This is a genomic window from Loktanella sp. DSM 29012 (assembly GCF_900110705.1).
GTDB lineage: Bacteria > Pseudomonadota > Alphaproteobacteria > Rhodobacterales > Rhodobacteraceae > Loktanella > Loktanella gaetbuli.
The window spans coordinates 226,574-250,718 of record NZ_FOEJ01000005.1; the positions used below are offsets into that span (position 1 = coordinate 226,574).

Annotated in this window: 37 protein-coding genes; 35 read left to right on the forward strand and 2 right to left on the reverse strand. The window is 63.5% G+C overall.

The window, feature by feature from the left end:
• The first annotated feature begins 45 nt into the window (after positions 1 to 45).
• The 7 genes from BMX27_RS12815 to BMX27_RS12845 all read left to right on the forward strand — a co-directional run bounded on the left by BMX27_RS12815 (position 46) and on the right by BMX27_RS12845 (position 3,666).
• The gene (locus BMX27_RS12815; protein WP_090160201.1) at positions 46 to 801 is read left to right on the forward strand and encodes an AAA family ATPase; all 756 of its coding nucleotides are present in this window, start codon (positions 46 to 48) and stop codon (positions 799 to 801) included.
• On the forward strand, positions 801 to 1,364 hold the full coding sequence (locus BMX27_RS12820; RefSeq protein ID WP_090160202.1) for a hypothetical protein: 564 nt from the start codon (positions 801 to 803) through the stop codon (positions 1,362 to 1,364). Before BMX27_RS12815 ends, BMX27_RS12820 begins: the two co-directional genes overlap by 1 nt.
• Positions 1,361 to 1,732: a hypothetical protein gene (locus BMX27_RS12825; protein WP_090160203.1), complete on the forward strand. Its 372-nt coding sequence runs from the start codon at positions 1,361 to 1,363 to the stop codon at positions 1,730 to 1,732. The genes BMX27_RS12820 and BMX27_RS12825 overlap by 4 nt, the downstream gene beginning before the upstream one ends.
• The gene (locus BMX27_RS12830) at positions 1,729 to 2,067 is read left to right on the forward strand and encodes a hypothetical protein (protein WP_090160204.1); all 339 of its coding nucleotides are present in this window, start codon (positions 1,729 to 1,731) and stop codon (positions 2,065 to 2,067) included. Before BMX27_RS12825 ends, BMX27_RS12830 begins: the two co-directional genes overlap by 4 nt.
• 136 nt (positions 2,068 to 2,203) lie before the next feature.
• A complete protein-coding gene (locus tag BMX27_RS12835) occupies positions 2,204 to 2,848 on the forward strand; it encodes a DUF3164 family protein (RefSeq protein WP_090160205.1) in 645 nt (214 codons plus the stop codon).
• Between the two features lie 3 nt (positions 2,849 to 2,851).
• Positions 2,852 to 3,286 (forward strand): regulatory protein GemA, encoded by a 435-nt coding sequence (locus BMX27_RS12840; RefSeq protein WP_090160206.1) that lies wholly within the window; start codon positions 2,852 to 2,854, stop codon positions 3,284 to 3,286.
• Positions 3,283 to 3,666 carry a hypothetical protein gene (locus BMX27_RS12845; RefSeq protein ID WP_090160207.1) on the forward strand — a complete coding sequence of 128 codons (384 nt, stop codon included), beginning with the start codon at positions 3,283 to 3,285 and terminating at the stop codon, positions 3,664 to 3,666. Before BMX27_RS12840 ends, BMX27_RS12845 begins: the two co-directional genes overlap by 4 nt.
• Positions 3,667 to 3,716: 50 nt before the next feature.
• Here the strand turns inward: BMX27_RS12845 and BMX27_RS12850 are convergent, their stop codons facing one another.
• The gene (locus BMX27_RS12850; protein WP_143056822.1) at positions 3,717 to 4,379 is read right to left on the reverse strand and encodes a hypothetical protein; all 663 of its coding nucleotides are present in this window, start codon (positions 4,377 to 4,379) and stop codon (positions 3,717 to 3,719) included.
• Position 4,380: 1 nt separating this feature from the next.
• Positions 4,381 to 5,133: a hypothetical protein gene (locus BMX27_RS12855; RefSeq protein ID WP_090160209.1), complete on the reverse strand. Its 753-nt coding sequence runs from the start codon at positions 5,131 to 5,133 to the stop codon at positions 4,381 to 4,383.
• Between the two features lie 187 nt (positions 5,134 to 5,320).
• On the opposite strand from BMX27_RS12855, the gene BMX27_RS12860 reads away from it, so the two are divergent.
• From BMX27_RS12860 to BMX27_RS12995, 28 genes are all read left to right on the forward strand, one after another.
• Positions 5,321 to 6,184, forward strand: a complete 864-nt coding sequence (locus BMX27_RS12860; protein ID WP_090160210.1) for an N-acetylmuramoyl-L-alanine amidase — start codon at positions 5,321 to 5,323, stop codon at positions 6,182 to 6,184.
• Positions 6,185 to 6,196: 12 nt separating this feature from the next.
• The gene (locus tag BMX27_RS12865; RefSeq protein WP_090160211.1) at positions 6,197 to 6,418 is read left to right on the forward strand and encodes a hypothetical protein; all 222 of its coding nucleotides are present in this window, start codon (positions 6,197 to 6,199) and stop codon (positions 6,416 to 6,418) included.
• A 4-nt stretch (positions 6,419 to 6,422) separates the two neighbouring features.
• Positions 6,423 to 6,824: a hypothetical protein gene (locus BMX27_RS12870; protein WP_090160212.1), complete on the forward strand. Its 402-nt coding sequence runs from the start codon at positions 6,423 to 6,425 to the stop codon at positions 6,822 to 6,824.
• Entirely contained in the window at positions 6,824 to 7,207 is a 384-nt protein-coding gene (locus BMX27_RS12875; protein ID WP_177172720.1) for a hypothetical protein, read from the forward strand. Before BMX27_RS12870 ends, BMX27_RS12875 begins: the two co-directional genes overlap by 1 nt.
• 2 nt (positions 7,208 to 7,209) lie before the next feature.
• Positions 7,210 to 7,518, forward strand: a complete 309-nt coding sequence (locus tag BMX27_RS12880) for a VpaChn25_0724 family phage protein (RefSeq protein ID WP_090160214.1) — start codon at positions 7,210 to 7,212, stop codon at positions 7,516 to 7,518.
• A gap of 35 nt (positions 7,519 to 7,553) precedes the next feature.
• Positions 7,554 to 7,847 (forward strand): VpaChn25_0724 family phage protein, encoded by a 294-nt coding sequence (locus BMX27_RS12885; protein ID WP_090160215.1) that lies wholly within the window; start codon positions 7,554 to 7,556, stop codon positions 7,845 to 7,847.
• Between the two features lies 1 nt (position 7,848).
• On the forward strand, positions 7,849 to 8,430 hold the full coding sequence (locus tag BMX27_RS12890) for a phage protein Gp27 family protein (protein ID WP_090160216.1): 582 nt from the start codon (positions 7,849 to 7,851) through the stop codon (positions 8,428 to 8,430).
• Positions 8,427 to 9,992: a hypothetical protein gene (locus BMX27_RS12895; protein ID WP_090160217.1), complete on the forward strand. Its 1,566-nt coding sequence runs from the start codon at positions 8,427 to 8,429 to the stop codon at positions 9,990 to 9,992. The genes BMX27_RS12890 and BMX27_RS12895 overlap by 4 nt, the downstream gene beginning before the upstream one ends.
• Positions 9,989 to 11,527: a DUF935 domain-containing protein gene (locus tag BMX27_RS12900; protein ID WP_177172721.1), complete on the forward strand. Its 1,539-nt coding sequence runs from the start codon at positions 9,989 to 9,991 to the stop codon at positions 11,525 to 11,527. The genes BMX27_RS12895 and BMX27_RS12900 overlap by 4 nt, the downstream gene beginning before the upstream one ends.
• Positions 11,520 to 12,722 carry a phage head morphogenesis protein gene (locus BMX27_RS12905; RefSeq protein WP_090160219.1) on the forward strand — a complete coding sequence of 401 codons (1,203 nt, stop codon included), beginning with the start codon at positions 11,520 to 11,522 and terminating at the stop codon, positions 12,720 to 12,722. Before BMX27_RS12900 ends, BMX27_RS12905 begins: the two co-directional genes overlap by 8 nt.
• Before the next feature lie 333 nt (positions 12,723 to 13,055).
• A complete protein-coding gene (locus tag BMX27_RS12910) occupies positions 13,056 to 14,021 on the forward strand; it encodes a phage protease (protein WP_090160220.1) in 966 nt (321 codons plus the stop codon).
• 3 nt (positions 14,022 to 14,024) lie between these two features.
• A complete protein-coding gene (locus tag BMX27_RS12915; RefSeq protein ID WP_090160221.1) occupies positions 14,025 to 14,939 on the forward strand; it encodes a Mu-like prophage major head subunit gpT family protein in 915 nt (304 codons plus the stop codon).
• 12 nt (positions 14,940 to 14,951) lie between these two features.
• Entirely contained in the window at positions 14,952 to 15,353 is a 402-nt protein-coding gene (locus tag BMX27_RS12920) for a hypothetical protein (RefSeq protein ID WP_090160222.1), read from the forward strand.
• Between the two features lie 174 nt (positions 15,354 to 15,527).
• Positions 15,528 to 15,983, forward strand: a complete 456-nt coding sequence (locus BMX27_RS12925; RefSeq protein ID WP_090160223.1) for a gp436 family protein — start codon at positions 15,528 to 15,530, stop codon at positions 15,981 to 15,983.
• Complete coding sequence (locus BMX27_RS12930; RefSeq protein ID WP_090160224.1) at positions 15,983 to 16,435, forward strand: phage virion morphogenesis protein; 453 nt, start codon at positions 15,983 to 15,985, stop codon at positions 16,433 to 16,435. Before BMX27_RS12925 ends, BMX27_RS12930 begins: the two co-directional genes overlap by 1 nt.
• Complete coding sequence (locus tag BMX27_RS12935) at positions 16,432 to 16,977, forward strand: hypothetical protein (RefSeq protein WP_090160225.1); 546 nt, start codon at positions 16,432 to 16,434, stop codon at positions 16,975 to 16,977. Before BMX27_RS12930 ends, BMX27_RS12935 begins: the two co-directional genes overlap by 4 nt.
• Positions 16,974 to 17,405 carry a phage baseplate assembly protein V gene (locus BMX27_RS12940; RefSeq protein ID WP_090160226.1) on the forward strand — a complete coding sequence of 144 codons (432 nt, stop codon included), beginning with the start codon at positions 16,974 to 16,976 and terminating at the stop codon, positions 17,403 to 17,405. The genes BMX27_RS12935 and BMX27_RS12940 overlap by 4 nt, the downstream gene beginning before the upstream one ends.
• Positions 17,405 to 17,587: a hypothetical protein gene (locus tag BMX27_RS12945; RefSeq protein ID WP_090160227.1), complete on the forward strand. Its 183-nt coding sequence runs from the start codon at positions 17,405 to 17,407 to the stop codon at positions 17,585 to 17,587. The genes BMX27_RS12940 and BMX27_RS12945 overlap by 1 nt, the downstream gene beginning before the upstream one ends.
• The gene (locus BMX27_RS12950) at positions 17,584 to 17,922 is read left to right on the forward strand and encodes a GPW/gp25 family protein (protein WP_090160228.1); all 339 of its coding nucleotides are present in this window, start codon (positions 17,584 to 17,586) and stop codon (positions 17,920 to 17,922) included. The genes BMX27_RS12945 and BMX27_RS12950 overlap by 4 nt, the downstream gene beginning before the upstream one ends.
• On the forward strand, positions 17,919 to 18,821 hold the full coding sequence (locus BMX27_RS12955; RefSeq protein WP_090160229.1) for a baseplate assembly protein: 903 nt from the start codon (positions 17,919 to 17,921) through the stop codon (positions 18,819 to 18,821). Before BMX27_RS12950 ends, BMX27_RS12955 begins: the two co-directional genes overlap by 4 nt.
• Positions 18,814 to 19,449: a phage tail protein I gene (locus BMX27_RS12960; protein WP_090160230.1), complete on the forward strand. Its 636-nt coding sequence runs from the start codon at positions 18,814 to 18,816 to the stop codon at positions 19,447 to 19,449. The genes BMX27_RS12955 and BMX27_RS12960 overlap by 8 nt, the downstream gene beginning before the upstream one ends.
• Before the next feature lie 9 nt (positions 19,450 to 19,458).
• Positions 19,459 to 20,400 carry a tail fiber protein gene (locus BMX27_RS12965; protein ID WP_090160231.1) on the forward strand — a complete coding sequence of 314 codons (942 nt, stop codon included), beginning with the start codon at positions 19,459 to 19,461 and terminating at the stop codon, positions 20,398 to 20,400.
• Between the two features lie 11 nt (positions 20,401 to 20,411).
• Positions 20,412 to 21,263 carry a hypothetical protein gene (locus BMX27_RS12970; RefSeq protein WP_090160232.1) on the forward strand — a complete coding sequence of 284 codons (852 nt, stop codon included), beginning with the start codon at positions 20,412 to 20,414 and terminating at the stop codon, positions 21,261 to 21,263.
• Position 21,264: 1 nt separating this feature from the next.
• Entirely contained in the window at positions 21,265 to 21,750 is a 486-nt protein-coding gene (locus tag BMX27_RS12975; protein WP_090160233.1) for a hypothetical protein, read from the forward strand.
• The gene (locus BMX27_RS12980; RefSeq protein ID WP_090160234.1) at positions 21,747 to 22,100 is read left to right on the forward strand and encodes a DUF1353 domain-containing protein; all 354 of its coding nucleotides are present in this window, start codon (positions 21,747 to 21,749) and stop codon (positions 22,098 to 22,100) included. The genes BMX27_RS12975 and BMX27_RS12980 overlap by 4 nt, the downstream gene beginning before the upstream one ends.
• Positions 22,101 to 22,133: 33 nt before the next feature.
• On the forward strand, positions 22,134 to 23,318 hold the full coding sequence (locus BMX27_RS12985) for a phage tail sheath subtilisin-like domain-containing protein (RefSeq protein WP_090160235.1): 1,185 nt from the start codon (positions 22,134 to 22,136) through the stop codon (positions 23,316 to 23,318).
• 12 nt (positions 23,319 to 23,330) lie between these two features.
• Positions 23,331 to 23,828 carry a phage major tail tube protein gene (locus BMX27_RS12990; protein WP_090160236.1) on the forward strand — a complete coding sequence of 166 codons (498 nt, stop codon included), beginning with the start codon at positions 23,331 to 23,333 and terminating at the stop codon, positions 23,826 to 23,828.
• A gap of 14 nt (positions 23,829 to 23,842) precedes the next feature.
• Positions 23,843 to 24,130 carry a phage tail assembly protein gene (locus BMX27_RS12995; RefSeq protein WP_090160237.1) on the forward strand — a complete coding sequence of 96 codons (288 nt, stop codon included), beginning with the start codon at positions 23,843 to 23,845 and terminating at the stop codon, positions 24,128 to 24,130.
• Positions 24,131 to 24,145 lie beyond the last annotated feature (15 nt).

Sequence of the window (24,145 nt, forward strand, 5' to 3'; positions counted from 1 at the left end):
TGGGGCCCGGACGGCGGCAAGAGCAACACGAAGGAGCAGTGCAGCATGCAAGACGCAACACAAAATTCGGTCGCCCCGCTACGCAACGTAGCAGCCCTTGTGGCGTTAATCGACAGAATTCAGAACCGGTCGCCAAATTTGCCGGGCATGGGGACATTCTACGGCCCCAGTGGGTTCGGCAAAACTACGGCAGGCATCTACGCCACGAACAAGTTTCACGCGGTGACGGTGCAGGTCAAATCGGTCTGGACCAAGAAAAAGCTGTGCGAGGCGATCCTCGCGGAACTGGCGGTGCCCGCCGCCAAGACCATCGGTGACATGCTGGATCAGATAAGTGCGCACCTGGCCATGACCGACCGCCCGCTGATCATCGACGAGGCCGATCACCTGGTCCAGCGCCGGATGATCGAGATCATCCGCGACATCTACGAGGGCAGTCAGGCCCCGGTCATCCTGATCGGTGAAGAGCTGTTGCCGCAAAAGCTGCGCGAATGGGAACGGGTCCATGGGCGCATCCTCGACTGGGTCGCCGCCGAACCCGGTGACATGAGCGACGTGAACCATCTGGCACGGATTTACGCGCCGGGGGTCGAGCTGACACAGCCCCTGCGCAAGAAGCTGCTGGAGGCGTCCATGAGTTCGATCCGGCGCATTTGCGTCAACCTCGACCGGGTGCGCGAGTTCGCCCAGGTCGAGGGCCTCCAGACGGTCGATGTCAACGACTGGGGGCGCAAGCAGTTCTTCACCGGGATCGCCCCTGAAATCCGCAAGTTCGACAACATCGCGCGGGGGGGACGGTAATGGCCAGCAACCCTTACGCAAACCGCACGCAGGTCAAGTGCTGGAACATGGCCACGACATTGGACCAGTTCAGCTTCCTGGAGCTGGCCGCGAAAACACGGCTCGCCCCCGGCACGGTCACCAAGATCGTCAAGGGCTGGGTTGATGAAGGCAAAGTCGATGCCTGCGGCAAGGGCTACAAGGGACGCCTTTATTTTAGGGTCAAGAATGAGCACCGCCCGCCCAAGGTGGTCCGCGATGAACGGCTGAAACAGACCCGCACGCCCCACGATCTGATGTGGGAGGCCATGCGCGGCCTTGGTCAGTTCACACCGCGTGATGTGGTGGCCCATGCGACGACGGACTGGCTTTCCGTCAGCGAGGACGAGGCGCGCGACTTTTGCCGGCTGCTTCTCAAGGGCGGCTATTTCAAGGTCATGGAAAAGGCGATCCCCGGCAAACGCGAGGCGACCTACCGCCTTCGCCGGAACACAGGGCCGCTGCCGCCCCGCGAACGCAGGGTCACGGTCGTCTATGACCCGAACCTGAACGAGATCACCCACATGCCGGAGGCCTTGGCATGAGTGGCGCTGTGACAGTAGCCCGCGAGGCATGGGGTGCGGCTTTGCCCGACTGGGTTCTGCGTCTGGCCGAGGCCTGCGAAGAAACATCCCAGAACAAGGTCGCAAGGCGGCTCGAACGGTCGCCCGCCTTGGTCAGTCAGGTCTTGCGCAACAAATATGCGGCCGAGCTCGACCTGGTCGAAGAGCTGGTCACGGGCAAGCTGCTGGCCGCGACGCGCGATTGCCCGGCGTTGGGCGAGCTGCCGCTGGATCAATGCCAAGCGTGGCGCAGGCGCGCCCGCGTGTTCAACGGGGCCAATGCGCAAGGCGTCAAGATGTACCGCGCCTGCCACCGCTGCCCGGTCTTTCTGGTGGAGGCCCGCAAATGACCCGCGAAATCGAGAACCGCATCATCGCCCTCGCCAAGGAAGGCATGGCACCTGCCCAGATCGCGCTCGAGGTCGATCGGCAGATCACCACGGTCTATCACTATTGCTGCAAGGCACGACGTAATGGCGAGGTCATCCCGAAGTTTCGTACCGGCATGGGCGCGGGGCAGCGGCCGACCTTGATGTCTGTGGCACCGCAGACCGTGAGCCGTTTGCGGCCACTCGCCCATGAGCGTGGCCAGACCGTGCCGGAATTCTGCAACGAGTTGCTGGCCGTGATCGCCCAAGACGATCTCGCGGCCTCCGTCCTTGATGATGGAGAGCCAGATGCCTGATCCGCACCATCCAATGAAATCCGCAAAAAAGGAGAACCGGACATGACCGGCACCCTGATTTTCATCGCGGGCACGGTCGTGGGCGTTTTCGCCTTTGCCGTGTTCATCGCCGCCATCGACAAAAAGGACCACACCCATGACTGACATGACCCCCATCGGCACCGGCCGTCGCGAAATCGACGGCCGCATCGAAATCGGCGACGGCAAGGGCGGCTGGAAGCCCGTTGACCTGGTCAAGCCGCAACACCTGCTGGAGGACGAAACCGTCCGCAAGATCGTGGGCTTTGCCTGCGCGCTGTCGGACCAGGTCGCCCGTTTCAAGGAACACACCTTTGACGACATCGGGGCCTTCGAGGCGCTGCTTGCCCAGGAGTACGACGCCAAGCTGGGCGGTAAAAAGGGTAACAAGACCCTGATGAGCGTGGACAGCCTGTTCAAAGTGCAGGTTCAGGTCAGCGACCACATCGACTTTGGTCCCGAACTCCAGATCGCCAAGGAGCTGGTGGACGAGTGCCTGAACGAGTGGGCGGCCAACGCCCGTGACGAGATCCGCACGATCGTCACCCGCGCCTTCAACACCGACAAGGCGGGGCAGATCAATCGCTCTGAAGTATTCATGCTGCTGCGTCTGGATATCGCAGACCCGCGCTGGACCAAGGCGATGGACGCGATCCGTGACGCCATGCGCGTGGTCGGGTCGAAAACATATGTCCGCTGCTACCGTCGCGACCGCTTTGACGCACCTTGGCAGGCCATCACCATCGATCTTGCTAAGGCCTAATCGATGACCCGTGCTCTGCAACGCCTTGTCCATGTCGCCTGCCGCGAGCTGGCGATCGACGCTGAAACCCGCCGCGACCTGCAACTGGTCGTGACGGGCAAGGCGTCGATGGCGGACATGGACGAGGCGGACCTGCAAAAGCTGCTGACCCGGCTCAAGGAAAAGGGGTTCCGGGTCACGACCACGGGCAAACGCGCGGCCGCACCCCGCGCGGACCTGCGCTACATCCATGTGCTCTGGCGGCTGCTGGGCAAGGATGGAGCATTGGATCGTCCAGGGCGCGCAGGTCTGAACGCCTTCGTCCGGTCCCGGTTCGAGGGCAAGTGGGCCTCGGTGCCGATCGACATCGACGCACTGCAGGACGCGGGCCAGATCAACGATGTGACCCGCGCACTGAAGGACTGGTGCGCGCGCCGCGGCATCAAGACCGAGCGATGACCCAGTTGCCGGGCATCGCTGGCGAGATCGAGGATGCGATCGGGCTGGAGTTGACCGCCAAGCTGCTCAAGCGGCGGGGCGGGACAGAGGTCAACATCCCAGTTAGACCATCTCGCAGCTTGATCGCCGACATCATCGGCGAGCAGGCGACCCTCAAATTGATAGAGACATTCGGCCCTGGGCGGATCACTCTGCCTTGCGGGCATATGCGCGGCCGGGATGCCGAGCGCCTGGAGCGCCGCCGTCGTGCGCTCGACATGCTGCAGGCTGGTGAAACCGTCCTCGACGTTGCGCTTCAATGCGACCTCAACCAGAGGACGGTCAAAAAGTATCGCGCCGAACTGCGCCGCGACGACGACCAGAAAGACTTCGGGTTTTAGATTTACGGTGTCGGTTTATCTGTCAGACGACAGCTATGCTCAAGAGCGAGCTAATCTTCCTGTGTGACATCATCTGATAATTCAATGCCTTTCTTGCGAAGGTCCGCCCGCAGCTCGGAAGCAAATTCCTGAATTTTACGGTCGGGAAAAACCTCTTCCAAAGGTCGCCACCGATAGAGGAATTCTACTTTGCCATCGAGATCAGAGCTCCAGACACCTTCGTCACCATCTTCGGAATCATACCAAATTCTTGAGGTGGACGTATTGGTAAGCTCGTTTTGAACAATGAATGCACTGAGGGTCAGTGTTGAGGTCGCCTCTCTAGCATCCGGAAGCTTTGCAGGATTGGGGCTGCCACCTTTATGTCGCTGGTCACGCTCGGCATCGAAAACTGTATCGTCACTTTCGAGGTGAGCAACTAGAAACCAGTTGCCCTTCGCGAATGGACCCGTCGTACCACTACCTCTTAAGGTGAAGCAGACCAGCATATTGTGAAAAGGAACCCCATCCCATGTCCACTTTTCCATAGGTCTTTTAAGTCGGCTAGGAGGCCGGTGTGTATATGTAGGTTGCCATTCCGCAAACTGAAGTTCAGGAAATAGGTTTTCAATTTCTCGCAAAAGGTGATGGGTGCGATCATGATACGCGACCACGATGCGATAAGCTTGCCTTAGATCGGCGAGAGTTGCCTTCCAGTCGTGATCATCGCTCATGTCAAATTTCCTCCAATGCCAGTGCCCGCAGAGTGCTTGTCCCAGCAGTCAGGGGCTTCAATTTTTCAAGGCCTCTTGGGGTTTCAATGAAACTATAGCCAAAAAGGTTAAGCGCCTTGGTCATGTCGTCAAGGATACGCTGCTCGCCTGAGTTTACAGGCTCGACAGATGCACAGGCTTTGACAAGATCCATCCAGCCGATCAGAACAAACGACAGATTATCAATTTCCGTAGCTTGGATATCTGAGTTCGCGTAGGCATCTGCGATTAAATCCGTGTTTGAAATGTGACGGCTACTCAAGCCGTCTAGAGCCATGTAAACAACATAATCGGCGGGATCGATCACTTCCGAGTCTATTGATTGACGGTAAGCTGAAAGCTGTTCGGCCCACTGGCTCACTCTTTGCGGGTTACCTCTGTATTTAGACTCTACGATCAGATGGACTCGCTTTTCCGGATCGCCGACCGTGAAGGTGATTAAGACGTCAGGCTCTACACCGATCTTCTTCCCTTCGAACTCCCACATTGGCCAGAACTCAATTTCGACCAGCTCACCGAGACGAAACCTGGTAAGCGTCTCAGACATGCTCGCACGTAAGATTGACCAAGATGTCGATCCAGACAGGTACGACAATCGCTCCATAACCGTAGCGGTTACGAGATCTTCGCTTCCCTTAAATAAATCGCGCCATCGAGTGACCGCATCACCATCATGCAGGCGTCCGGCTTTACTTGATAGAATAGCGTTGAGCATGTTGCGCGTCCAAATCCTTCAAAGAATCTTGTAGATTCATCAAAGCCGTTATCTGCGATCACAACAATCCCGATTTAAGGCAGCCCTCCAGTTGAGAATAATGGACACCCGGTGAACGCGTTCACCGGCTACGGCCCGCGCGCGCGATGGCAAATTGACCGGGACACTGCCGCCCGGAGCCCGCGCCATGAAACTTTCCCGCCACAAGATCTCGACTGCCACATGGCAGGCCGCAACGCATGTCGGCGGCACGATCGAGCCGACGCTGATCGTCCTGCACGATACAGCCAGCCGCTTGGACGAAGGCTCCGCCGCTGACTACTTGGCAGACAACGCCGCCAAGGTTTCGGTCCACTTTGTCGTCGAGCGCGACGGTTCGCTGATCCAGCAGGTCGCGACTAACCGGCGCGCCAACCACGCGGGCCGGTCGGAATACCACGGCCAGACCGGCTGCAACGGCTTTTCCATCGGGATCGAGATCGTGAACCCCGGCCGCATGACGGCCGCAGGGCATGGCTTTGCGCGGACGTGGTTCAAGGAGACCTTCAACGTCGAGACATTCCACATCCACGAGGTCACGACAGACGAACACGGTCACGGCTGGTGGATGGACTACACGCCCGAACAGATCGCCACGGTCACCGCACTTTGCACCGCGCTGTTCGCCGGTATCCCGACGCTGATGGACATCCGCACGCACTGGTATGTCTCACCCGGCCGCAAGACCGACACCAACCCACTGTTCCCGCTTGAGGCGATCCGCGCCAAGGTTCTAGGCCGTGACGATCCGGCTGACATCGCAGCCGAGGAACAATCGTCCCGCCGTCAGGGCCAGCAGCTTGTCCAGATCGCCACACGCGGCAGCCGCCTGAACATGCGCCGCTGGCCCAGCTTCAACCCCAACGTCATCGCAGCGATCCCCGACGGGACTGCCGTCCCGGTCATCCGCGAGGGCGTCTTTGCCGGGCGGCCCTGGATGCGCGTCCTGTGGGGCGGGCAAGAGGGATGGATCGTCGCCGACTACACCACCGAACTGACCAAACCCATCTGAAAGGGCATCCCGATGCTGAACTCACCCAAATCTCCCTTTGCGTCGAAAACGATCTGGGGCGCTGTCGCGGCCGTGATCATCGGCCTGCTGAACCTGCTTGGCTATGCGACATCCGAGGCTGACGCGGAAACCCTGTCGCAGCTCCTGACCGGCATCGCTGCCAGCGTTGCGGGGGCTGTCGCGCTCTATGGTCGGATCAAGGCCAACGCCCCGATCAAGCTGACCAAGGACTAGGCCCGTGGAATTGGGCTGGTCCGCCATCACCCTCGCCGGGCATGTGACGCTTTGCCTGTCGATCCTGCTGATCCTCTGGAACGGGGTAACGGTGCTGCCCTACGTTCAGGCCCCCGCCAGCTTTGCGCCGGTCGCCAGTCCGCTGTTCCTGTTCGGGGCCGCGATCCTTGTTGAACGGATCTACTACATCGCGGCGCGGCTGTTGGTGAACAGCGGCACGAACCTTTGGGAATTGCACCCTGCCCCGGATCTGCTGTCAGCCATCGTTGCTGCGGCAGGTTTCTGGGTTGCTGCGACGGTGCGCATGATCGGACGCCCGCGCGGACTACCCTGCCGAGGCGCAATCACCACACAGGCAGGCGTGATGCTGTCCGTATTCGGCCTGCTGTCTTGGGGGTTGGCATGATGGAATGGATCACGGGCGGAAAGGAACTGCTGGGTCTGATCCTCGCGGCAATCGGCGTTCTGGGGTTCCTCGGACGCTGGTTCTGGGGCCGCGTGTCCAGTCGGGTCAAATCCGATTTCAGCGGCCTGACCTCTGGCCACAAGGAAATCGTCAAGCGGCTTGAGGATGTCGAAAAGGATCAAGGCCGCCTGGGGGACGAGCTCAAGAAGGTCGAGACGCGCCTGACGGCGGTCGAGGCACGCATGGGCTCACTCGCGACCAAGTCCGACCTCCAGGCTGTCGTGGTCTCGATCGCCAAGCTGGAAGTCACGGGCGCGCATACAGCCCAGATGGTCGATACGCTCTACCGCGGTGTGCTGGCCAATGCGGAGCGCGGCAAGTGAGCATGCTGCGCCAATGGGCCAACAGCGTGGTCCGGATCGAGACCGAGAAGCGCCGCTTGGAAATCCTCGAATACCTGATGGGCACCCCCGGTTACGAGGCCGCCGCGAGCCTGTTGCGCCTGAACTGCCAACGCCTCGGCGTGCCCTCGACGATGGACCAGACAATCGCCGCGCTGCAGTGGCTGGAAGAACAAGAGCTGATCACGGTCCGACGGCATGCTGACGAGATCATTGCCCGCATCACGCTCGATGGGCGCGAGGTCGCCGACGGCACGCGGACAGTGCCGGGCGTCATGCGCCCCGATCCCTGAACCCGTTTCAATACCCTTTCAAAGGAGCCTTCAACATGGCTGCAAACCCTGAGACTGAACACCGCCGCCTGTCGATCCTTCGGCATCTCGAACGGTCGTCTGATTACACGTCGAACGCCTCGATCCTGATCGATGTGGTCAACGGTGTCGGTGTGTCCACGACCGAGGACCAGATGCGGGCCGCACTTGCCTGGCTGGCGGATGCCGAATTGATCGAGATGACGGACCACGGCCATGTCGTCATCGCCACGGCGACTGTGCGGGGTGCAGAGGTGGCGCTTGGCCGCAGCGTTCATCCCGGCGTCAAACGTCCGACGGCGCGGCGCTGACATGCCCCCGCCCCGCAAGATCGATCTGCTGCCAAAGGAGCTGCGCGACTGGCTTCAGGACGCGCTGAAGGAGCGCGGGTTTTCCGGCTATGTCGAACTCGCGGCGGATCTGAACGACAAGCTGGAAGAGCGCGGCCTTGAGGTGCGGATCGGCAAATCGGCGGTGCATGCCTACGGGCAGGAATACGAACAGATGGCCCGCGCCCAGGAAGAGGCGAGCGCCTGGGCGATCAGCTGGATGGAGGGAAACGGTCTCGAAGAGGAGGCCAAGCGCCACAACGTCCTGTTCCAGATGATCACGACGCTGGCCTTCAAGGTCATGAAATCCCAGATGCTCAAGGAAGGCGAGGAAATCGACCCGCGCGAGTTGGCGTTCTTGGGCAAGATGCTCAAGGACGTGATGAGTTCGTCCGGTATGCGCGAGAAGATGACGGCTGATCAGGAAAAGCGCATCGCAGAACAAGCCGCGCGCGAGGCCAAGGCCGCTGTCGCCGATGACCTGACCCAGAACGCCAAGACCTTTGGCCTGACCGCAGACACGGCGGCCGCGATCAAGGCGCGCATCCTCGGGGTGGCGCTGTGACCGGCGTTGCGACCAAACCGGAGCTGCCGGCCAACGTGGTCGCAGGCCGTGACCTGCCGTCTGTCCTGCTGCCCTACCAACAGCGCTTGCTGTCGCTGATGGCGACAGAGCAGCTCGTCGTTTGTGAGAAGTCGCGTCGCATTGGCATGACCTGGGGGATCGGGTCGGACGCCGTGCTGACGGCCGGCGCGCAACGGGCGGCAGGCGGGATGGACGTGCTCTACATCGGGTTCAATCTGGACATGGCGCAAGAGTTCATCGACGTCTGCGCGATGTGGGCCAAGGCCTTCATGCCCGCTGCGAGCGCTGTCGAGGAGTTCATCTTCAAGGACCAGACCGAGGACGGGGCGGACAAGGACATCAACGCCTTTCGCATCCGGTTCGCGTCCGGTTTCGACATCGTTGCCCTGACCAGCAAGCCGCGCAGCTTGCGTGGCCGCCAGGGCTTCGTGATCTTTGACGAGGCCGCGTTCCACGATGAGTTGGACGAGATGCTCAAGGCTGCGGTGGCGCTGTTGATGCTGGGCGGCAAGGTTCTGGTGATCAGCACGCACGACGGCGCGGAAAACGCCTTCAACCGTTTGATCGCCGACGTCCGGTCCGGAAAGCGCAAGGGCGTTGTGCTGCGGGTCACCTTTGACGATGCCGTCAACGACGGCTGGTACGAACAGATGGCGCTATCGCGCGGCTGGCCCAATACACCCGAGGCCAAGGCGGAAAAGATCGCGGACATCATGGCCTTCTACGGCGATGACGCCGACGAGGAATTGCACTGCATCCCCAAGATGGGCAGCGGAGCCTATATCTCGGCTGCCGCCGTCGAGGCCTGCATGACCGATGCGCATCACGTCGCCCGGCTGTCATGCCCGTCAGGGTTCGAGTTGCGGCCTGCCGCAGAGCGCAGGACCTTTGTGCAGACGTTCCTCGATAATGAGGTCGTGCCACATCTGACCCGGCTGGACGACGATCGGTTGACCGCGATGGGCGAGGACTTCGGCCGCACCTCTGACCTGACCATCCTCGCCATCGGGCAGGAACAGCGGGACCTGTCCGTCATGGTGCCGCTGATAATCGAGCTCAAGAACATGCCGATCGAACAGCAATACCAGGTGATCGAATGCGTCATCACCAGGCTGACGCGGTTTCTGGGGGCCAAGTTCGACGCGACGGGCAACGGCCTTGGCCTGGCCGAGCGATGCCAGGAGAGGTTTGGCTACGACCGGATCGAGGCGGTGAAGCTGAGCCAGAGCTATTACCTGGAGCACGGACCGCGCGTGAAGAAACACTTCGAGGATCAGACGATCAGCCTCGCCAACGATGTCGATGTCCGCGACGACATGCGGGCGGTCAAGCTGGTGCGGGGCATCCCGACGATCCCGAACGAGCGCAACAAGGGACGGCACGGCGATGCCTTCGTCGCCCTGATGCTGCTGCTGGCCGCACTCAAAACTGAATACCAGGTCGCGACCTATGAGCGGGTGCCACGGGGCGGGCGGCCTGACGATGACGGAAAGACGGTGGAGACCACCGCAGGCTTTGGATCACGCGAGGGGCTATGGTGAAAATCAGGGATATGTTGCGCGATGCCTGGGGCCGCCTGGTCAAGACGGGCGAGCTGACCGAGGAACAGGCCGAAGGCGGCATGACCGGTGTCCGCCAGTCTTGGGTGGAATCCGTGGCCAGCGGTCTGACGCCGCAGGCGCTGGCGGGTATTCTGCAGGACTGCGACCGGGGCGAGCTGGACGCCTTCATGACGCTGGCCGAAGAGATGGAAGAACGCGACCCGCACTACGCCTCTGTCCTGGGCCAGCGCAAACGTGCCGTGTCCGGTATCAAGGCAACGGTCAAACCCTATTCCGAGGATGCCGCCGACGTGGCCATCGCCATATGGGTCGAGGACAATATCACCGGGCACGATCAATTCGCGGACCTGGTCGAGGATTTGATGGATGCCGTCGGCAAGGGTTTTGCAGTGGTCGAGATCGACTGGTCCACGGATGCGACCGGCTGGACGCCCCGCGCCTTTGTCTGGCGGACGCAGCGGTTTTTCCAGTTCGACCGCGAGACCGGACGCAAGATCAGGCTGCGCGATGATGCCGATCCGCTGGACGGGGTCGAGCTGCGCCCGTTTCGGTTCATCGTCCACACCGCCAAGCTGAAATCCGGTCAGGCGTTTCGTGGTGGTCTGGCCCGCGTCGTGGCCTTCAGCTGGATGTGCAAGGCCTACACGGTCAAGGACTGGATGGCCTTTGTCGAAACCTACGGCCTGCCGCTGCGCCTGGGCAAATACGATCAGGCCGCGACAAAGCAGGATGTGGCCACCTTGTTCCGCGCGGTGGCCAACATCGGCACGGATGCGGCGGCGGTGATCCCCAAGCATATGGATATCGAATTCGTCCAGAACACGTCCGGCAACGGCAGCCAGCCGATCTTTGAAAACCTCGCCCGCTATGTTGATGAGCAGATCAGCAAGGCAGTGCTGGGTCAGACGATGACCACCGACAACGGGTCCAGCCAGGCGCAGGCCAATGTCCACAACGAAGTCCGCCACGACGTTGCCACAGCCGACGCGCGGGGCATCACGGGCTCGATCAATCGGGACTTGGTGATCCCGGCGGTGCTGCTGAACTTCGGCCCGGTCAAAGGCTTTCCCAAGGTTCTGATCACGGTCGAGGAACCCGAGGACATCAAGGCCAAGGTCGATGGTGTCGTGGCACTCGCCAGTGCTGGTGTGACCTTCAAGGCGACCGAGGCGCGCGGGATCGTGCGCATGTCCGACCCCGACGATGACGACGAAGTCTTTGGCGGTGCGCCTGCGGCTCCGGAGCCAACCAGAAAGGCGCGGGTGTGGTTTTCGCGGTTCGGTTCAGAGGCCGATATGATCGACGACATTCAGCGCGACATGCTGTCGGACTGGGAACCGGTCATGGACGAGTTGATGGAGCCGTTCATGGCGGCGATCGCGGAGGCAGACAGCTATGAGACCGCCCGTGCGGCCCTGGACAAGATCGACGGCTTGCCCAGCTCCCGGCTGATCGACCAGCTCGTCCGCGCCAGCTTTACCGCCCGCGCCGCCGGGGACGTGGCGGATGGCTGAAGCTGACGACCGGCCCGGCTACAGCTTTGATCCGGGCCCACCGCCTGAGGCGTCACGCTTTCTCGCCAACAAGGGCTGGCAGCCGGCCTTTAGCTGGCTGGATGTTGAACCCGAGGAACACGCCGTCGCCTTTAGCGTAGCCAAGGCCACCAGCCTTGACGTCCTGGGCGATATCCGTGCCGAGCTGCAAACGGCCCTTGATGACGGGCTGCCCTTTGCGGAGTTTCAAAAGCGGTTGCGCCCCCGTCTTCAGGCCCGCGGCTGGTGGGGCATGCAGGCTGTCACCGATCCGGCCACCGGCGAGACGGCCCCGGCCAAGCTGGGCACGCCGCGCCGTCTGCGCACGATCTATGACGCGAACCTGCGATCGGCCCGCGCGGCCGGCCAATGGGACCGCATCCAGCGGACCAAGGCGGCCCTGCCCTATCTGGCCTATCGCCTGGGACCGAGCGAACGGCACCGCCCGCATCACGCCGCCAAGGAATGGCTGGTCCTGCCGGTGGACGACCCGTTCTGGCAAACGTGGTATCCCCCCAACGGCTGGGGCTGCAAATGCTGGGTCATGCAGATCTCGCGCTCCCGCGCCGAGGAACTGGGCATCGACGACAGCCCCGTGATCGACACGCGCGAATGGCTGAATAACCGCACCGGCGAGACAAAGATGGTTCCGGTCGGCATCGATCCCGGCTGGGACCGCAATCCGGGTGCGATGCGTCAGGCGGCGATGCAAGGCTTTCTCGAACGCCGGGTCGCTGATTTACCGGAGGCTCAGGCGCGGACAGCCCTTCGAGATATGGCGTCTTCTTGGTTGGTGCAGCGCGTACTTGCTGGCCGAAGCGGCGCGAAGGTCGCTGTCGGCTTTATGCCGCCTGACATCGCCGAGGCCGTGGGCAACCGTGCGGCCTTCGTGCGCATCGCTGACGAATACGGCGCGAAGGTCGGCTCGAAAGCTGCGCCGGTGACGCCGGACGTGATGGCACGTGTCTCTGAGGCGATCGTCGAGGGGCCGCTGGCCCGTGACCGCAGGCGGGGTCAAGACGATCTGCTGGTGATGGTCGATGGAATAGAGCCGTGGATCGCCATCATCAAAAATCATCCGGCGACGAATGAATTCTGGATCAAGACGATACATCGCACAACACAGCGCAAGTGGCTGGCCGATCTCGCAGCAACCGATGTCGAGCAGTTAAGGTGAAGGATGCACCTGGAGGGTCGGAACCCCCTCACGGCACTGGTCGCCGGTACTCCGAATGGCTCAGGTGCGAGTGCGAAATATGCCGATACCGGTCCAAAATCAACCGCCACGCGCCGATCTGACATCCGCCCTGCGACGCAATAGGCCCTGAGAGCTCGATTAAATACCGTTTAAATACCCCCCTTTTGGTTTTGACGACCGTGGGTAGGGTTTTGGCGGTGAAGGCCCTGTATGGCCCTCTGAGCGGGTCGCGGAATTTCAGGCCAAATCGGCAATCACCCGGTGAACGCGTTCACGGGCTACCCGTCGCGCGCGCGATGTCACAACGGCAGCATGAACACTGCCCGTATTTCACAAATCACCCCCGTTGCTTTGGCCGCCGATGGCGGTGCCGCACCCGAGTGGGTCCAACTGACCCCCAAGGGGCCGGAGCTTGCCGCCAATGACGGGCGCAAGCATCGGCTGACGCGGCCCGACCAAGTGATCGCTGCCTTCCACGCCTACGGTCACCCGCTGCCGATAGATGTTGAGCACGCGACGCACGTCCGCGCCGACCAAGGCCTCGACGCACCTGCCTACGGCTGGGTGCGCGAGATCGAGACCCGCGACGGCGCGCTTTGGGGGCGTGTCGAGTGGAATGAACAGGGGGCCGCCTGGGTCGCGTCCAAGGCCTACAAGTTTCTGTCGATCGGCTACGCAGCCGACCCCGCGACCGGCGAGATCACCCGCCTGATCTCTGTCGGTCTGACCAACACCCCCGGTTTCAAAATGCCAGAGCTCGCGAAGGCGGGCACCACAAAGGAGAACGACATCATGGACAAAGCCGTCCTCGACGCGCTGGGGCTTGCCTCGGACGCGACCGCCGCCGACGCGGTGGCCAAGATCAAGGACCTCAAGCTGGAGGTCCACACCGCCAGCGCCAAGGCACCGGACCCGACGCTCTATGTCGCCAAGGCACAGCTTGATGCGGCCAACGCCAAGCTGACCCAGATGGAAGAGGCGGAAACCGCCCGCGCCGACCTGGCGATTACGGCAGCCGTCGATGCGGGTGTCGCCGCAGGCAAGATCGCGCCCGCCGCCAAGGATGGGTTCCTCGCCATGGCCAAGGCGCAGGGCATCGAGGCCTTTACCGCCACCGTCGCCAAGATGCCGGTCATCGTCGGCGGCAAGTCCGAGCTGGACGACAAGGACCCCGACAAGAAATCCACCACGCTCTCCGCCGAGGAGATCGCCGTCGCAAAACAGATGGGTCTGACCGAGGCGGAATTCGCCACGGCCAAGGCCGAACAGGAGGCCTGATCCATGGCTATCATCACCCCCGCCCTGCTCCTGGCGCTGAACACCTCGATCCAGAAGGCGTTCAAGGATGCCTACGCCCAGATGACGGTCGATCCGTTCTGGAAAAAGGTCGCCACGCTGGTGCCGTCCACGACCAGTTCCAACACCTACGGCTGGCTGCAGGATTTCCCGCAGTTGCGCGAATGGATCGGCGACCGCGTCGTCAAGGACATGAAGTCCCAGGGCTACGAGATCACCAACCGCCTGTTCGAGGCCACGCTCGGCGTCAAACGCACCGCGATCGAGGATGATCAATACGGTCACTATTCGCCGATTGCCGCGCACATGGGTCAGGAATCCGCACAGCACCCGGACCGTCTGATCTCTGACCTGATGGGCCAAGGCACCGCCTCGCTCTGCTACGACGGGCAGAACTTCTTCGATGTCGATCATCCGGTCTATGCCAACCCTGACGGGACCGGTGCCGTCACGACCGTCGCCAACTACGCCGACGGTCTGGAGCCTGCCTGGTATCTGCTGGACACCCGCAAGGTACTCAAGCCGTTCATCTTCCAGGAACGCACCAAGCCCGAGATGACCATGAAGATGGACCCCAAGACCTCGGACGTGGTGTTCACCAAGGACGAGTTCCAATGGGGCATCCGGTATCGCTGCGAGGCAGGCTTCGGCTTCTGGCAGATGGCCTATTGCTCGCGCCAGCCGCTGACGGTCGCCAACTTCGAGGCCGCCCGCACCGCGATGCGCAAGGTGACAGCCGACGGCGGCCGCCCGCTGGGGATCGCGCCCAACATGATCGTCGTCAACGCCGACAACCAGTCCGCGGCCGAGGACATCTTTGCGGTCCGCAGCCTGCCGAACGGTGGCGACAACAAGCATTACAACAAGGTCGAGATCGTCGTTGACGACTGGGCCGCGTAAGGGAGCGCGCGCATGAAACTCTTCATTCAAGCCACCACACCGTCGGGCACGTTTTTCCGGGCCGGGCGGATGTGGACCAAGGACGGCACCGTCGTGGACAGCGACGACTTCACCGACGCCCACGCTAAGGCGATCGAGAACGAGCCGCACCTGAAGGTCCGCGCCGCCACCCCGGCCGAGATCGCGGCCAGCGACTTGCCGGCAACGATCCCGACCGAAGCTGAGGTCATCGACGCGCTGCTGTCCGCGATCCCGCAGATGGTGGACGACGATTTCACCAAGGGCGGTCTGCCCGACATGGGCAAGCTGCGCGCTGCCGTGGCGATCGACGACAAGCTGGTCACGCCAGAGCTGCGCGACGCGGCGATGGAGCAGCTCGTCAAAGGTGGCTTCAAGGCCCCGTTGAAAGCCTGATCCCATTCGGCACCGCGGCAAGCAGACATCCTCCCCAGATGGCTGCGGTTGCCGATACGCCCGCCCCCGTGTGGCAGCGTCGGGGGCGGGCACGAAGACCAGGGGAAGCCATCGCGCCCCGCATCGCTGCACCGTCCGGTGGAACAAGCCCGGACCCGATGGCCCAGGGGGAGGATGGCCCCCACGAATTTCGAGGACACCATGTACGCAAGCCAGGACGACATCATCACGCTCTACACCGCCGACGCGCTGGTCGTGGCCGATCGCGACGGTGACGGTGTGCCTGACGATGCGGCGATCACCCGCGCCCTGCGCTCGGCCAGTGCCGAGATCAACGGCTATGTCGGTGTCCGCTACGACCTGCCGCTGGCCGATCCCCACGACATCCTGACGCAATACTGCGTTGATATCGCGCTTTACCGCCTTGCCGGATCGTCCAGCACGATGACCGAGGAGCTGCGCCAGCGATACGAGGACGCAATGGCCGCCCTCAAGCGGATCGCCAAGGGCGAGATGCGCCTGACCATCGCCCCGGTCGCGGGCGAGGAACCGGACGACGGTGGCCCCAACCCGCTGACAACCGGCGGACCCGCGCGTCTGTTTTCCCGTGACAAGATGCGGGGGCTCTGATGGTCGGCGTTGTCGCACAGTTTGAACTCGACACCGCCATGGTAGAGGCCGGTTTGCGTGACCTTGCCGCCTGGCAGATCGACGCGCTGGCCTTCAACATCGGGGCGCTGCTGGAAGGCTCGACCAAGGAACGCATCGCCGACGACAAGGCCGGTCCCGACGGCGAGCCATGGGCCGCATGGTCCGAAGCCTATGCCGCGACGCGCAGCGCACGTCATTCGCTGTTGGTCGGTGACGGCCTGCCGGGCCTACTGGACAGCATCCAGAACTATTCCGACGGCCCCGAGGCACGGGTCGGCACCAACCTGGTCTATGGCGCGATCCAGCAATTCGGCGGCGAAGAGGTCGGCAAACCCGGCTTGCCCGCAAGGCCCTACCTTGGCCTGTCCGATCAGGACCGTCGCGACATTGCAGAATTAGTGACCGGTGACCTGGGCGAGGTGCTGCAATGACCGGCCTGCTGCAAGAGCTGCCGGATGCTGTAGCTGTCCGCCTGAAGGAGGTGCTGCCGGCAAGCCGAACCTGCAAGGGCATCACCGGGCGGTTCAACCTCGAACGCCTCAAATCCGATGCGATCCAGACGCCCGCCGTGCTGGTTTCGATCCTCGACATCAAGCAGGCGGAGACCGCCGCCGGGGCATTCCACACCTTTGACCTCGCCATGGCCGCCTTCATCGTGACCAAGGATGCGCTGGGGCTGGACCGCGATACTGCTGCCGCCGCGATGATGGGTGCGCTGGCGACCGCCATTCCCGACCGCCGCTGGGGCCGCCCCGATTGCGGTCAGGCGCGCAACGTACGCGGTCAGTCTGTCGTGACCGCAGGCTGGCAAAAGTCAGCGGCCAGCCTTTGGGCTGTCACCTGGACGCAGCCCTGCACCTTTGATCCCGCCGCACCCGACGCGCCGCTGGGTGTCGACCTTTACGTCGGTCAATCGCCGGACATCGGTGCGGATCATGTCGATGACTACACCCGGATCGGAGAGGCACCATGACCCTTGCCGCCGCCGAAGGCGACCGCCGTATCGCCAATGTTCTGCAAGTCGGGACCATCGTGTCGGTCGATCCCGCCGGACCCAGCGTCGCCGTCAACCTGGGCGACATCACGATCCCCGCCGCGGCCGTCGGCATGATGCGCGCGGGGAGCCTCTCGCTGTGGTGGATGCCCGCCGTCGGCGAACAGGTCCTGGTCGCATGCCCCGGCGGCGACATGGCCCGCGCCATTGTCGTGTGCGGGATCTTCGCGGGCAACGCGCCCTCTGCCGATGCCGCCGTGCCGCTGTTCGAGTTGGCCGGTGGCGAGATCCACTTCAACGGCACCCTGATCGTCAGCGGCGATGTCATCGCCGGAGGGATCAGCCTGCAAAACCACATCCACGGCGGCGTCGCAGCCGGTGCCGCCACAACCGAAGGACCGCAGTGATGACCAAACCGACCAAAGCCAACCCGGGGGCCACACCCGACCCGCGCAAATCCTATGTGGCCAGTGCGTCCGGCTGGATTGCAGGCGCTTACCGCAAGAAAGGCGACGCCCTGATGCTCACACCGCAGGCCGCCGCCTATGAGAACGTGACACTGGCACCCGAGGCCAAGGACGCGAAGTGACAGGCCTCAGCCGCCATACTGGTCAGCGCCTGACCCTGGACGCGCATCTGGCGCAGTCCGTCGGTGTGATCCTGTCCACCCCCAAGGGCAGCCGCGTTTTGCGGCGTGACTTTGGGTCGGACCTGCCGCGCCTGATCGACATGCCGGTCACACCTGCGACGGTGATCGAGGTCTATGCCGCGACGGCCGAGGCGATTGATCTGTGGGAACCGCGCCTGACCCTGCGCCGTGTCAGCGTGATTGCCAGTGCGGCCGGTCGCGTGTCGCTGGCGCTGGAAGCCGAGATCGCGGGCGAGGTCACGACCCGCACGATCCCGGTCGAGGTGGCGGCATGACCCGGTTCACGCAGATCGATCTGGAAAACCTGCCTGCCCCCCAGGTGGTCGACACGCAGGACGTCGAGGCGATCTTTGCCCGCAAGCGTGATGCGCTGCTGGCGCTGGCACCTGACCTTGCCCCGGTGCTGGCGCTCGAAAGCGAGCCGCTGACGATGTATCTGCAGCGCGACGCCTTTGATGAGGTGCTCTTGCGGGCTGTCGTCAACGACGGCGCGCGCGCCGTGATGCCCGCCTATGCGACCGGCGCAAACCTCGACCAGCTTGCGGCCTTCTACGGTGTGGCCCGCCTTGTCCTCGCCCCGGCGCAACCGGACGCCACGCCGCCGGTCGCGGCGGTAATGGAGACCGACAGCGATTTCCGCAGCCGCATGCAGTTGGCGCTTGAGGCACAGACGACAGCCGGGACCATCGGGTCGTATCTGTTCTTTGCCAGATCCGCCGATCCGCGAGTCCGCGACATCGCGGTCGCCAACCTCGCGCCCGGCGTCGTGGGCATCCGTGTTCTGGCCGAGGCCGGTGATGGCAGCGCACCTGCGGACCTTTTGCAGGCCGTTGAAACCGCGTTGAACGATGACTTCGTCCGGCCCCTGACCGATCTGGTGCAGGTCAAAAGTGCAGTCATCGTGCCCTATCAGATCGCGGCCACCCTGACCTTTTACGACGGTCCCGACAGTGCGGTGGTACTGGAAACATCGCGCGCGGCCGTCACCGCCTACGTCGCCGCGCGCCGCCTGATCGGTGAGAACGTCACGCGCTCCGGCCTCTTTGCCGCGCTGCACGGTGCTGGCGTACAGAACGTGGTTCTCGCCAGTCCCGCCGCCGATATCGAGATCGATGGGACACGTGCCGCGTTCTGCACTGACATCACCCTGACCGCAGGGGGCGTCGATGCTTGATCAATCCCTCCTGGCCTCGAACGCCACAATGCTCGACCGCGCGATCGAGGCGGCAACGGCTGTACCTGACGACCTCAAGTTCGACATCGGCCGCGTTGGTCGGGTCGCGGATTGCCCGGCGGATTTGCTGCCCTGGCTCGCCTGGGCGATGTCCGTCGATAACTGGGATGCGACCTGGTCGGATGCGGTCAAGCGTGCCGTGATCGCGCGCTCGGTCGAGGTGCATCGCCGCAAGGGCACACGCGGTGCCGTCATCGCGGCCCTGGATGCAGCCGGCATCGATGCCGTGCTGGAGGAATGGTTCCAGTACTACGGCACCCCGCACACCTTCCGCCTCGATATCGGCATGGAGCGGATCGAGAACTCCGGTCGCCGCGCCGATGACGTCTTTGTCCAGGACGTGGCGCGCATCGTCGAAAGCATCAAGCCGGTCCGGTCGCAATACGCGCTTCGCGTCCGCTCGACCGTCGCCAGCGATGCCCGCGCCGCCACCGGCCAGCGCGCGCGCCTCGATGCGACCGGTATCCTGCGGCCCGCGGTGCCGGTCACCGATCAATCCATTCATCAGCCAGCCCACATCGCCACGCGCGGACGCATCGTCCAGCGCGGTGACGTGCGGCCCGCATAGGGGAACGCCATGCCTGCCACGATCATCTTTACCGACCTCGGCCTTGCCAAGGTCAACACAGCCTCGGGGTCCGAGGCGGCCGTCGTCATCACCGAGGTCGCCTTGGGGGACGGCGGCGGCGCGCTCTACGATCCCACGACGGATCAGGTGGCGCTGCTGGGCGAGGTCATCCGTCGCCCGTTCGACCGTCGCGCCCAGACCGAGGCCAGCAGTTGGATGATCAACGCGGTTTTCCCCTCGGCCGACTTGCCCGCGATGACCCTGCGCGAGGTCGGGTTCTTCGACCAAGACGGCGATCTGATCGTGGTGGCGGCCGGGCTCGATTACCCGACAGCGGACCTCGGGGCCTATGACTTTGTGCTCGACCAGACCATCACGCTGGACCGCGTGGCCGAGGGGGCGATCATCGTCGATGGTCCCGACTGGGCACTGGTCGATCACATCGCCGAGGATCTTGCCGCCCATGCCATCTTCACGCAGGCACTGGCACAGGCTGCAGAGCGGATCGTGGTGCTGGAACGTGCGCAGGTGCCCATCGGCACGATTGTCGATAGTGCCGGGCCGGTGGCACCGGACGGCTGGATGACGGCTGACGGGCGCGCGCTGGCGCGGGATGAATACCCCGAGCTGTGGGCAGCCATTGGTGATGCGTGGGGCGCGGGCGACGGTGCAACCACGTTTAACATTCCCGAGCTGCGAACCGAGTTCCGCCGCGGTGCCGATCTTGGACGCGGCGAGCTGCCCGCCCTCGAAATCGGGACCTGGCAGGCGGATGAAATCCGCGCGCACAAGCACGGTATTTCACCGGCGGCGGTGTCCGACGCCAACGCTAACGTAGACGGGCCCGACCTCAACAACGACGGCCAATCTGTCAGCGAGACCGATCTGTTCGGCGGTGAAGAAACCCGCCCGCGCGCCGTGTCCGTCCATCCCATCATCCGTGTGCGATAGGAGGTCTGGTCATGCCTACCAATTTTGCAACGATGAACGAGGCGCTGGCGCAGTTGTCTTCGTTGGCCACCTTTCTTGCAAACATGCCAGCTGGGGTGCGCGCCCAAGTCGAGGCGGCCGTGGCCGAAGGCGAGGCAGACCTCGCAGCGCTGCAGGCTGCCGTCGATGCGCTGGCCGTCGAGGTCGCGGCCGGCGTCGAGGGCCTGATCCCGTCGCTTGCCTTCGAGGCGACCATCGACCCGGCGGACCCGAATCCGACCCAGCTCAACGGCGGGACCTTCAACACGATCGCGGAGGCGGTCGCGGCATCGTCACCTGGTCAGCGGGTTGTTCTGAACCTGCCCGGTGGTAGCGCAGGGTCAGTGCCGTTCACGTCTGACATTGATTTGAAAGGCAACCGCCACTTGGTTCTTGCCGGCCCGACAAACAACCCGGCGGTCATAAACCACGATGTGAAGGTGACCTCGTCCCGCAACGGCTTGCGCGGTTTTCGTCTGCACGACACCTGCACGGTGACGACGGTAGAGGTCGAGCACACTCACGGCGCGCTTGCTGTTCCGGGCGAGCTGTTTCGCGAAAACGCCTCGATTTTTACCGGTGAAGCAGGATGGATCGGTGGCGTAAGCCTGTCTGATTTTGCTTTTACAGGTCAGCAGACAGCTTGCTTGGTCGGGTTCAACGGCCTTGCGTGTGCTCGGGTGGCTTTCTGGCGCGGCACGCTTTCGGGTGTCGTGACAGCCATCGGTCGCCCGGCAAGCGTTGACCCGTTTGTCATGGCTGGAACGCAGGGTGTTCAGCAGCAGAACGGCGCGGTCATGCTCAGTCGCTTCACCCCTGGCAGCAACATCGTTGGGACGGTCTGATATGCCTGAAACCATGCTGAACGTCACGGACGGCGACCGCTCCGTCTATTCCGTCACCCGCGCCGAAGCGCTGGCCCTGGGCTATCCCGAAGCCGCAATCGCGCAGGCTGAAGCGCAGGCTGCGGCCGCTGCTGCCCGTGCGGCGATCCGGGCCACGATTGACCGCACTGTAGGCGACACACCCAGCATCGTCGGCACCTTGGCTGATGTTTCCGGCATCCTGACAGCCGGTCAGATGGTGCGTGTCGTGGCCTTGGCCGATCATGCCAGCACAGCCGCCGAACAGGCCGAGCTGGACATGCTCAAGGCCTTGGCCGGTTACGCGGACCTCGTCCAGATTTGCCGCGACGGGCTGGCAGCCTTGCAGGGTGGACAGGCGCTGCTGACCGCCTCGGCCAAGGGGATCGACACGGTGTTTGCCGAGGCGATGACCCGGTCAACCGCGACCGCCGCGATCCTGGCTGCACGCAAGGAGGGCGAGGCATGAGCGCCTACACCGATGCAAAGCCGATCTTTTCGCGCTTGCCGCGCAGCAACCGGTATCGCACCTGCCTGAGCTTTGCTTGGGAGCTTGGCTGCAGAGGCTCCGGCCTGCTGATCGAGATCCCCGAGGGCTACACCTTCGACGTCTCTGTTCCGCCTGGCTTGCGGCTGATTTTCAATCCGCACGATCCGAAGTTCCTCAAGGCTGCGGCGCTGCACGACAACCTGCTGGAGCGCGGCTGGGACCGGGTCACGGCAGCCGGTCCGTTTCACCGCGCGCTGCGCGCCGACGGCGTCGGTCCGTTCAAACGCCTCGCCATGCTGCTTGCCGTCATTCTGTGGCGCTGGTCATGACCGCCGCCCCCTCACACCAAAAGGAGAACCACCATGCCTGAACAGTTTCTACACGGGGTCGAGGTCGTCCAGATCGACGACGGCCTGCGTCCCATCTCGACCGTCAAGTCCTCGATCATCGGGATCGTCGGCACCGCACCGGAGGCCACCGACGACGCGTTCCCGTTGAACACGCCCGTCCTGATCACCGGGCCCCGCGCATCGGCAGCACTCGGGCCGACCGGGACCCTGCGCGATGCCTACGACGCAGTCTATGCCCAGGGCGTTGCCGTGGCGATCGTCGTGCGGGTGGCAGAGGGGGCCGACGATGCCGCGACCCTCGGCAATGCCGTGGGCAACGCAGCCCAGCAGTCCGGCGCTTATGCCCTGATCGGGGCTGGTGCCGTCACGGGTCAGATCCCGCGCATCCTGATCGCGCCTGGTCTGACGCGCCCCACCGATCCCAGTGCCGCCAACCCGCTGACCAACGCGCTGATCACTGTCGCGGCCAAGCTGCGGGCCGTCGTCGTGGCCGATGGTCCCAACACGGTCGAGGCCGATGCGATCACCTACGCCGGTCAATTCGGGTCGGACCGCCTGTTCCTGGTCGATGCCCATGTCCGCGTCTTTGACACCGTGTCAGCGCAGACCGTGACACGTCCGGGCTCGGCCTATGTGGCGGGCGTGATCAGCCGCACCGACAACGAACGCGGGTTCTGGTGGTCGGCCTCCAACCGGCTGGTCGGCGGCGTCACCGGGCTGGCCCGCCCCATCGGCTTTGCGATCTCGGACCCGGACACCGAGGCCAACCGCCTGAACGAGGCCAAGGTCTCCGTCATCATCCGTGAGGACGGCTTCCGCGTCTGGGGCAACCGCAGCACGTCGGACGATCCGCTCTGGGCCTTCCTCAGCGTGCGGCGCACCGCCGATCTGATCTACGACAGCATCGAACGGGCGCACCGCTGGGCGACGGACCGTCCGTTGTCCGCGCAACTGCTGATCGACATCCGCGACAGCGTGCAGGCCTACCTTGACCGGCTCACAGCCCAGGGCGCGCTGCTGGGCGGCACCGTCTGGCTGGACCCGGAGCTGAACACCAAGGCCACGCTGGCCGCAGGTCAGCTCTATCTCGATTTCGACATCGAGCCGCCCGCCCCGCTGGAACGCCTGACGTTCCGCGCCCGTCGCAACGGTGACTACTACGAAGAGCTGATCACCGACTTTCAAGCCGCAAGCTAAAGGAGGCACCTGATGTCTTTCCCGCGCACAATCCGCAACTACAACGCCTTCCTCGATGGCGTCAGCTACATGGGGTTGGTCAGCACCGGCAAGCTGCCCGCCCTCAAGATCAAGACCGCCGCACATCGCGGTGCCGGCATGGATGCCGAGACGGCCGTCGACATGGGCATGGAGGCCATGACGACCGAGCTGACATTCGACGAATGGTCGGACGCGCCGATCCGGCTGTTCGGGTCCAAGAACCGCATCGTCCTGCGTCCCGCCGCCATGGGCGAGGACGACTTCGCGGCGGACACGTTCATCTTTGCGATGGGCGGTCGCATCACCGACGTCAACTGGGACGACCTGAAGGCAGGCACCGAGTCCAAGATGAAGGCGATGATGGATGTCGATTTCTTCAGCATCGAGAAGAATGGGCAGCAGCTCGTGAAAATCGATGTCGAGAACGGCGTCCGCGTCATCGACGGCGTCGACCAGCTTGCAGGCATCCGCACTGCAATGGGTCTTTAAGGGGGGATTGAACCATGGCCAAACTGACCACTCCGATCAAGCGCGAGGGCGGCGACTTGAAGTCCGTCGAGATCCGCCAGCCTACCGCAGGCGAGCTGCGCGGCTGTAAGCTGACCTCACTATTGCAGATGGACACGTCCGAGCTGCTCAAGGTGCTTCCGCGCGTCACCGTGCCCGCGCTGTTGCCCGCCGAGGTCGAGGCGTTGGCCCCGGCGGACCTTTTGACACTGGGGATGGAGGTGGTCGGTTTTTTGGCCTCTCCGGCCCTCAAGGAAGAGGCGCTGCGGGCAGCCGAAGCCTGATCCCGCACGACGACA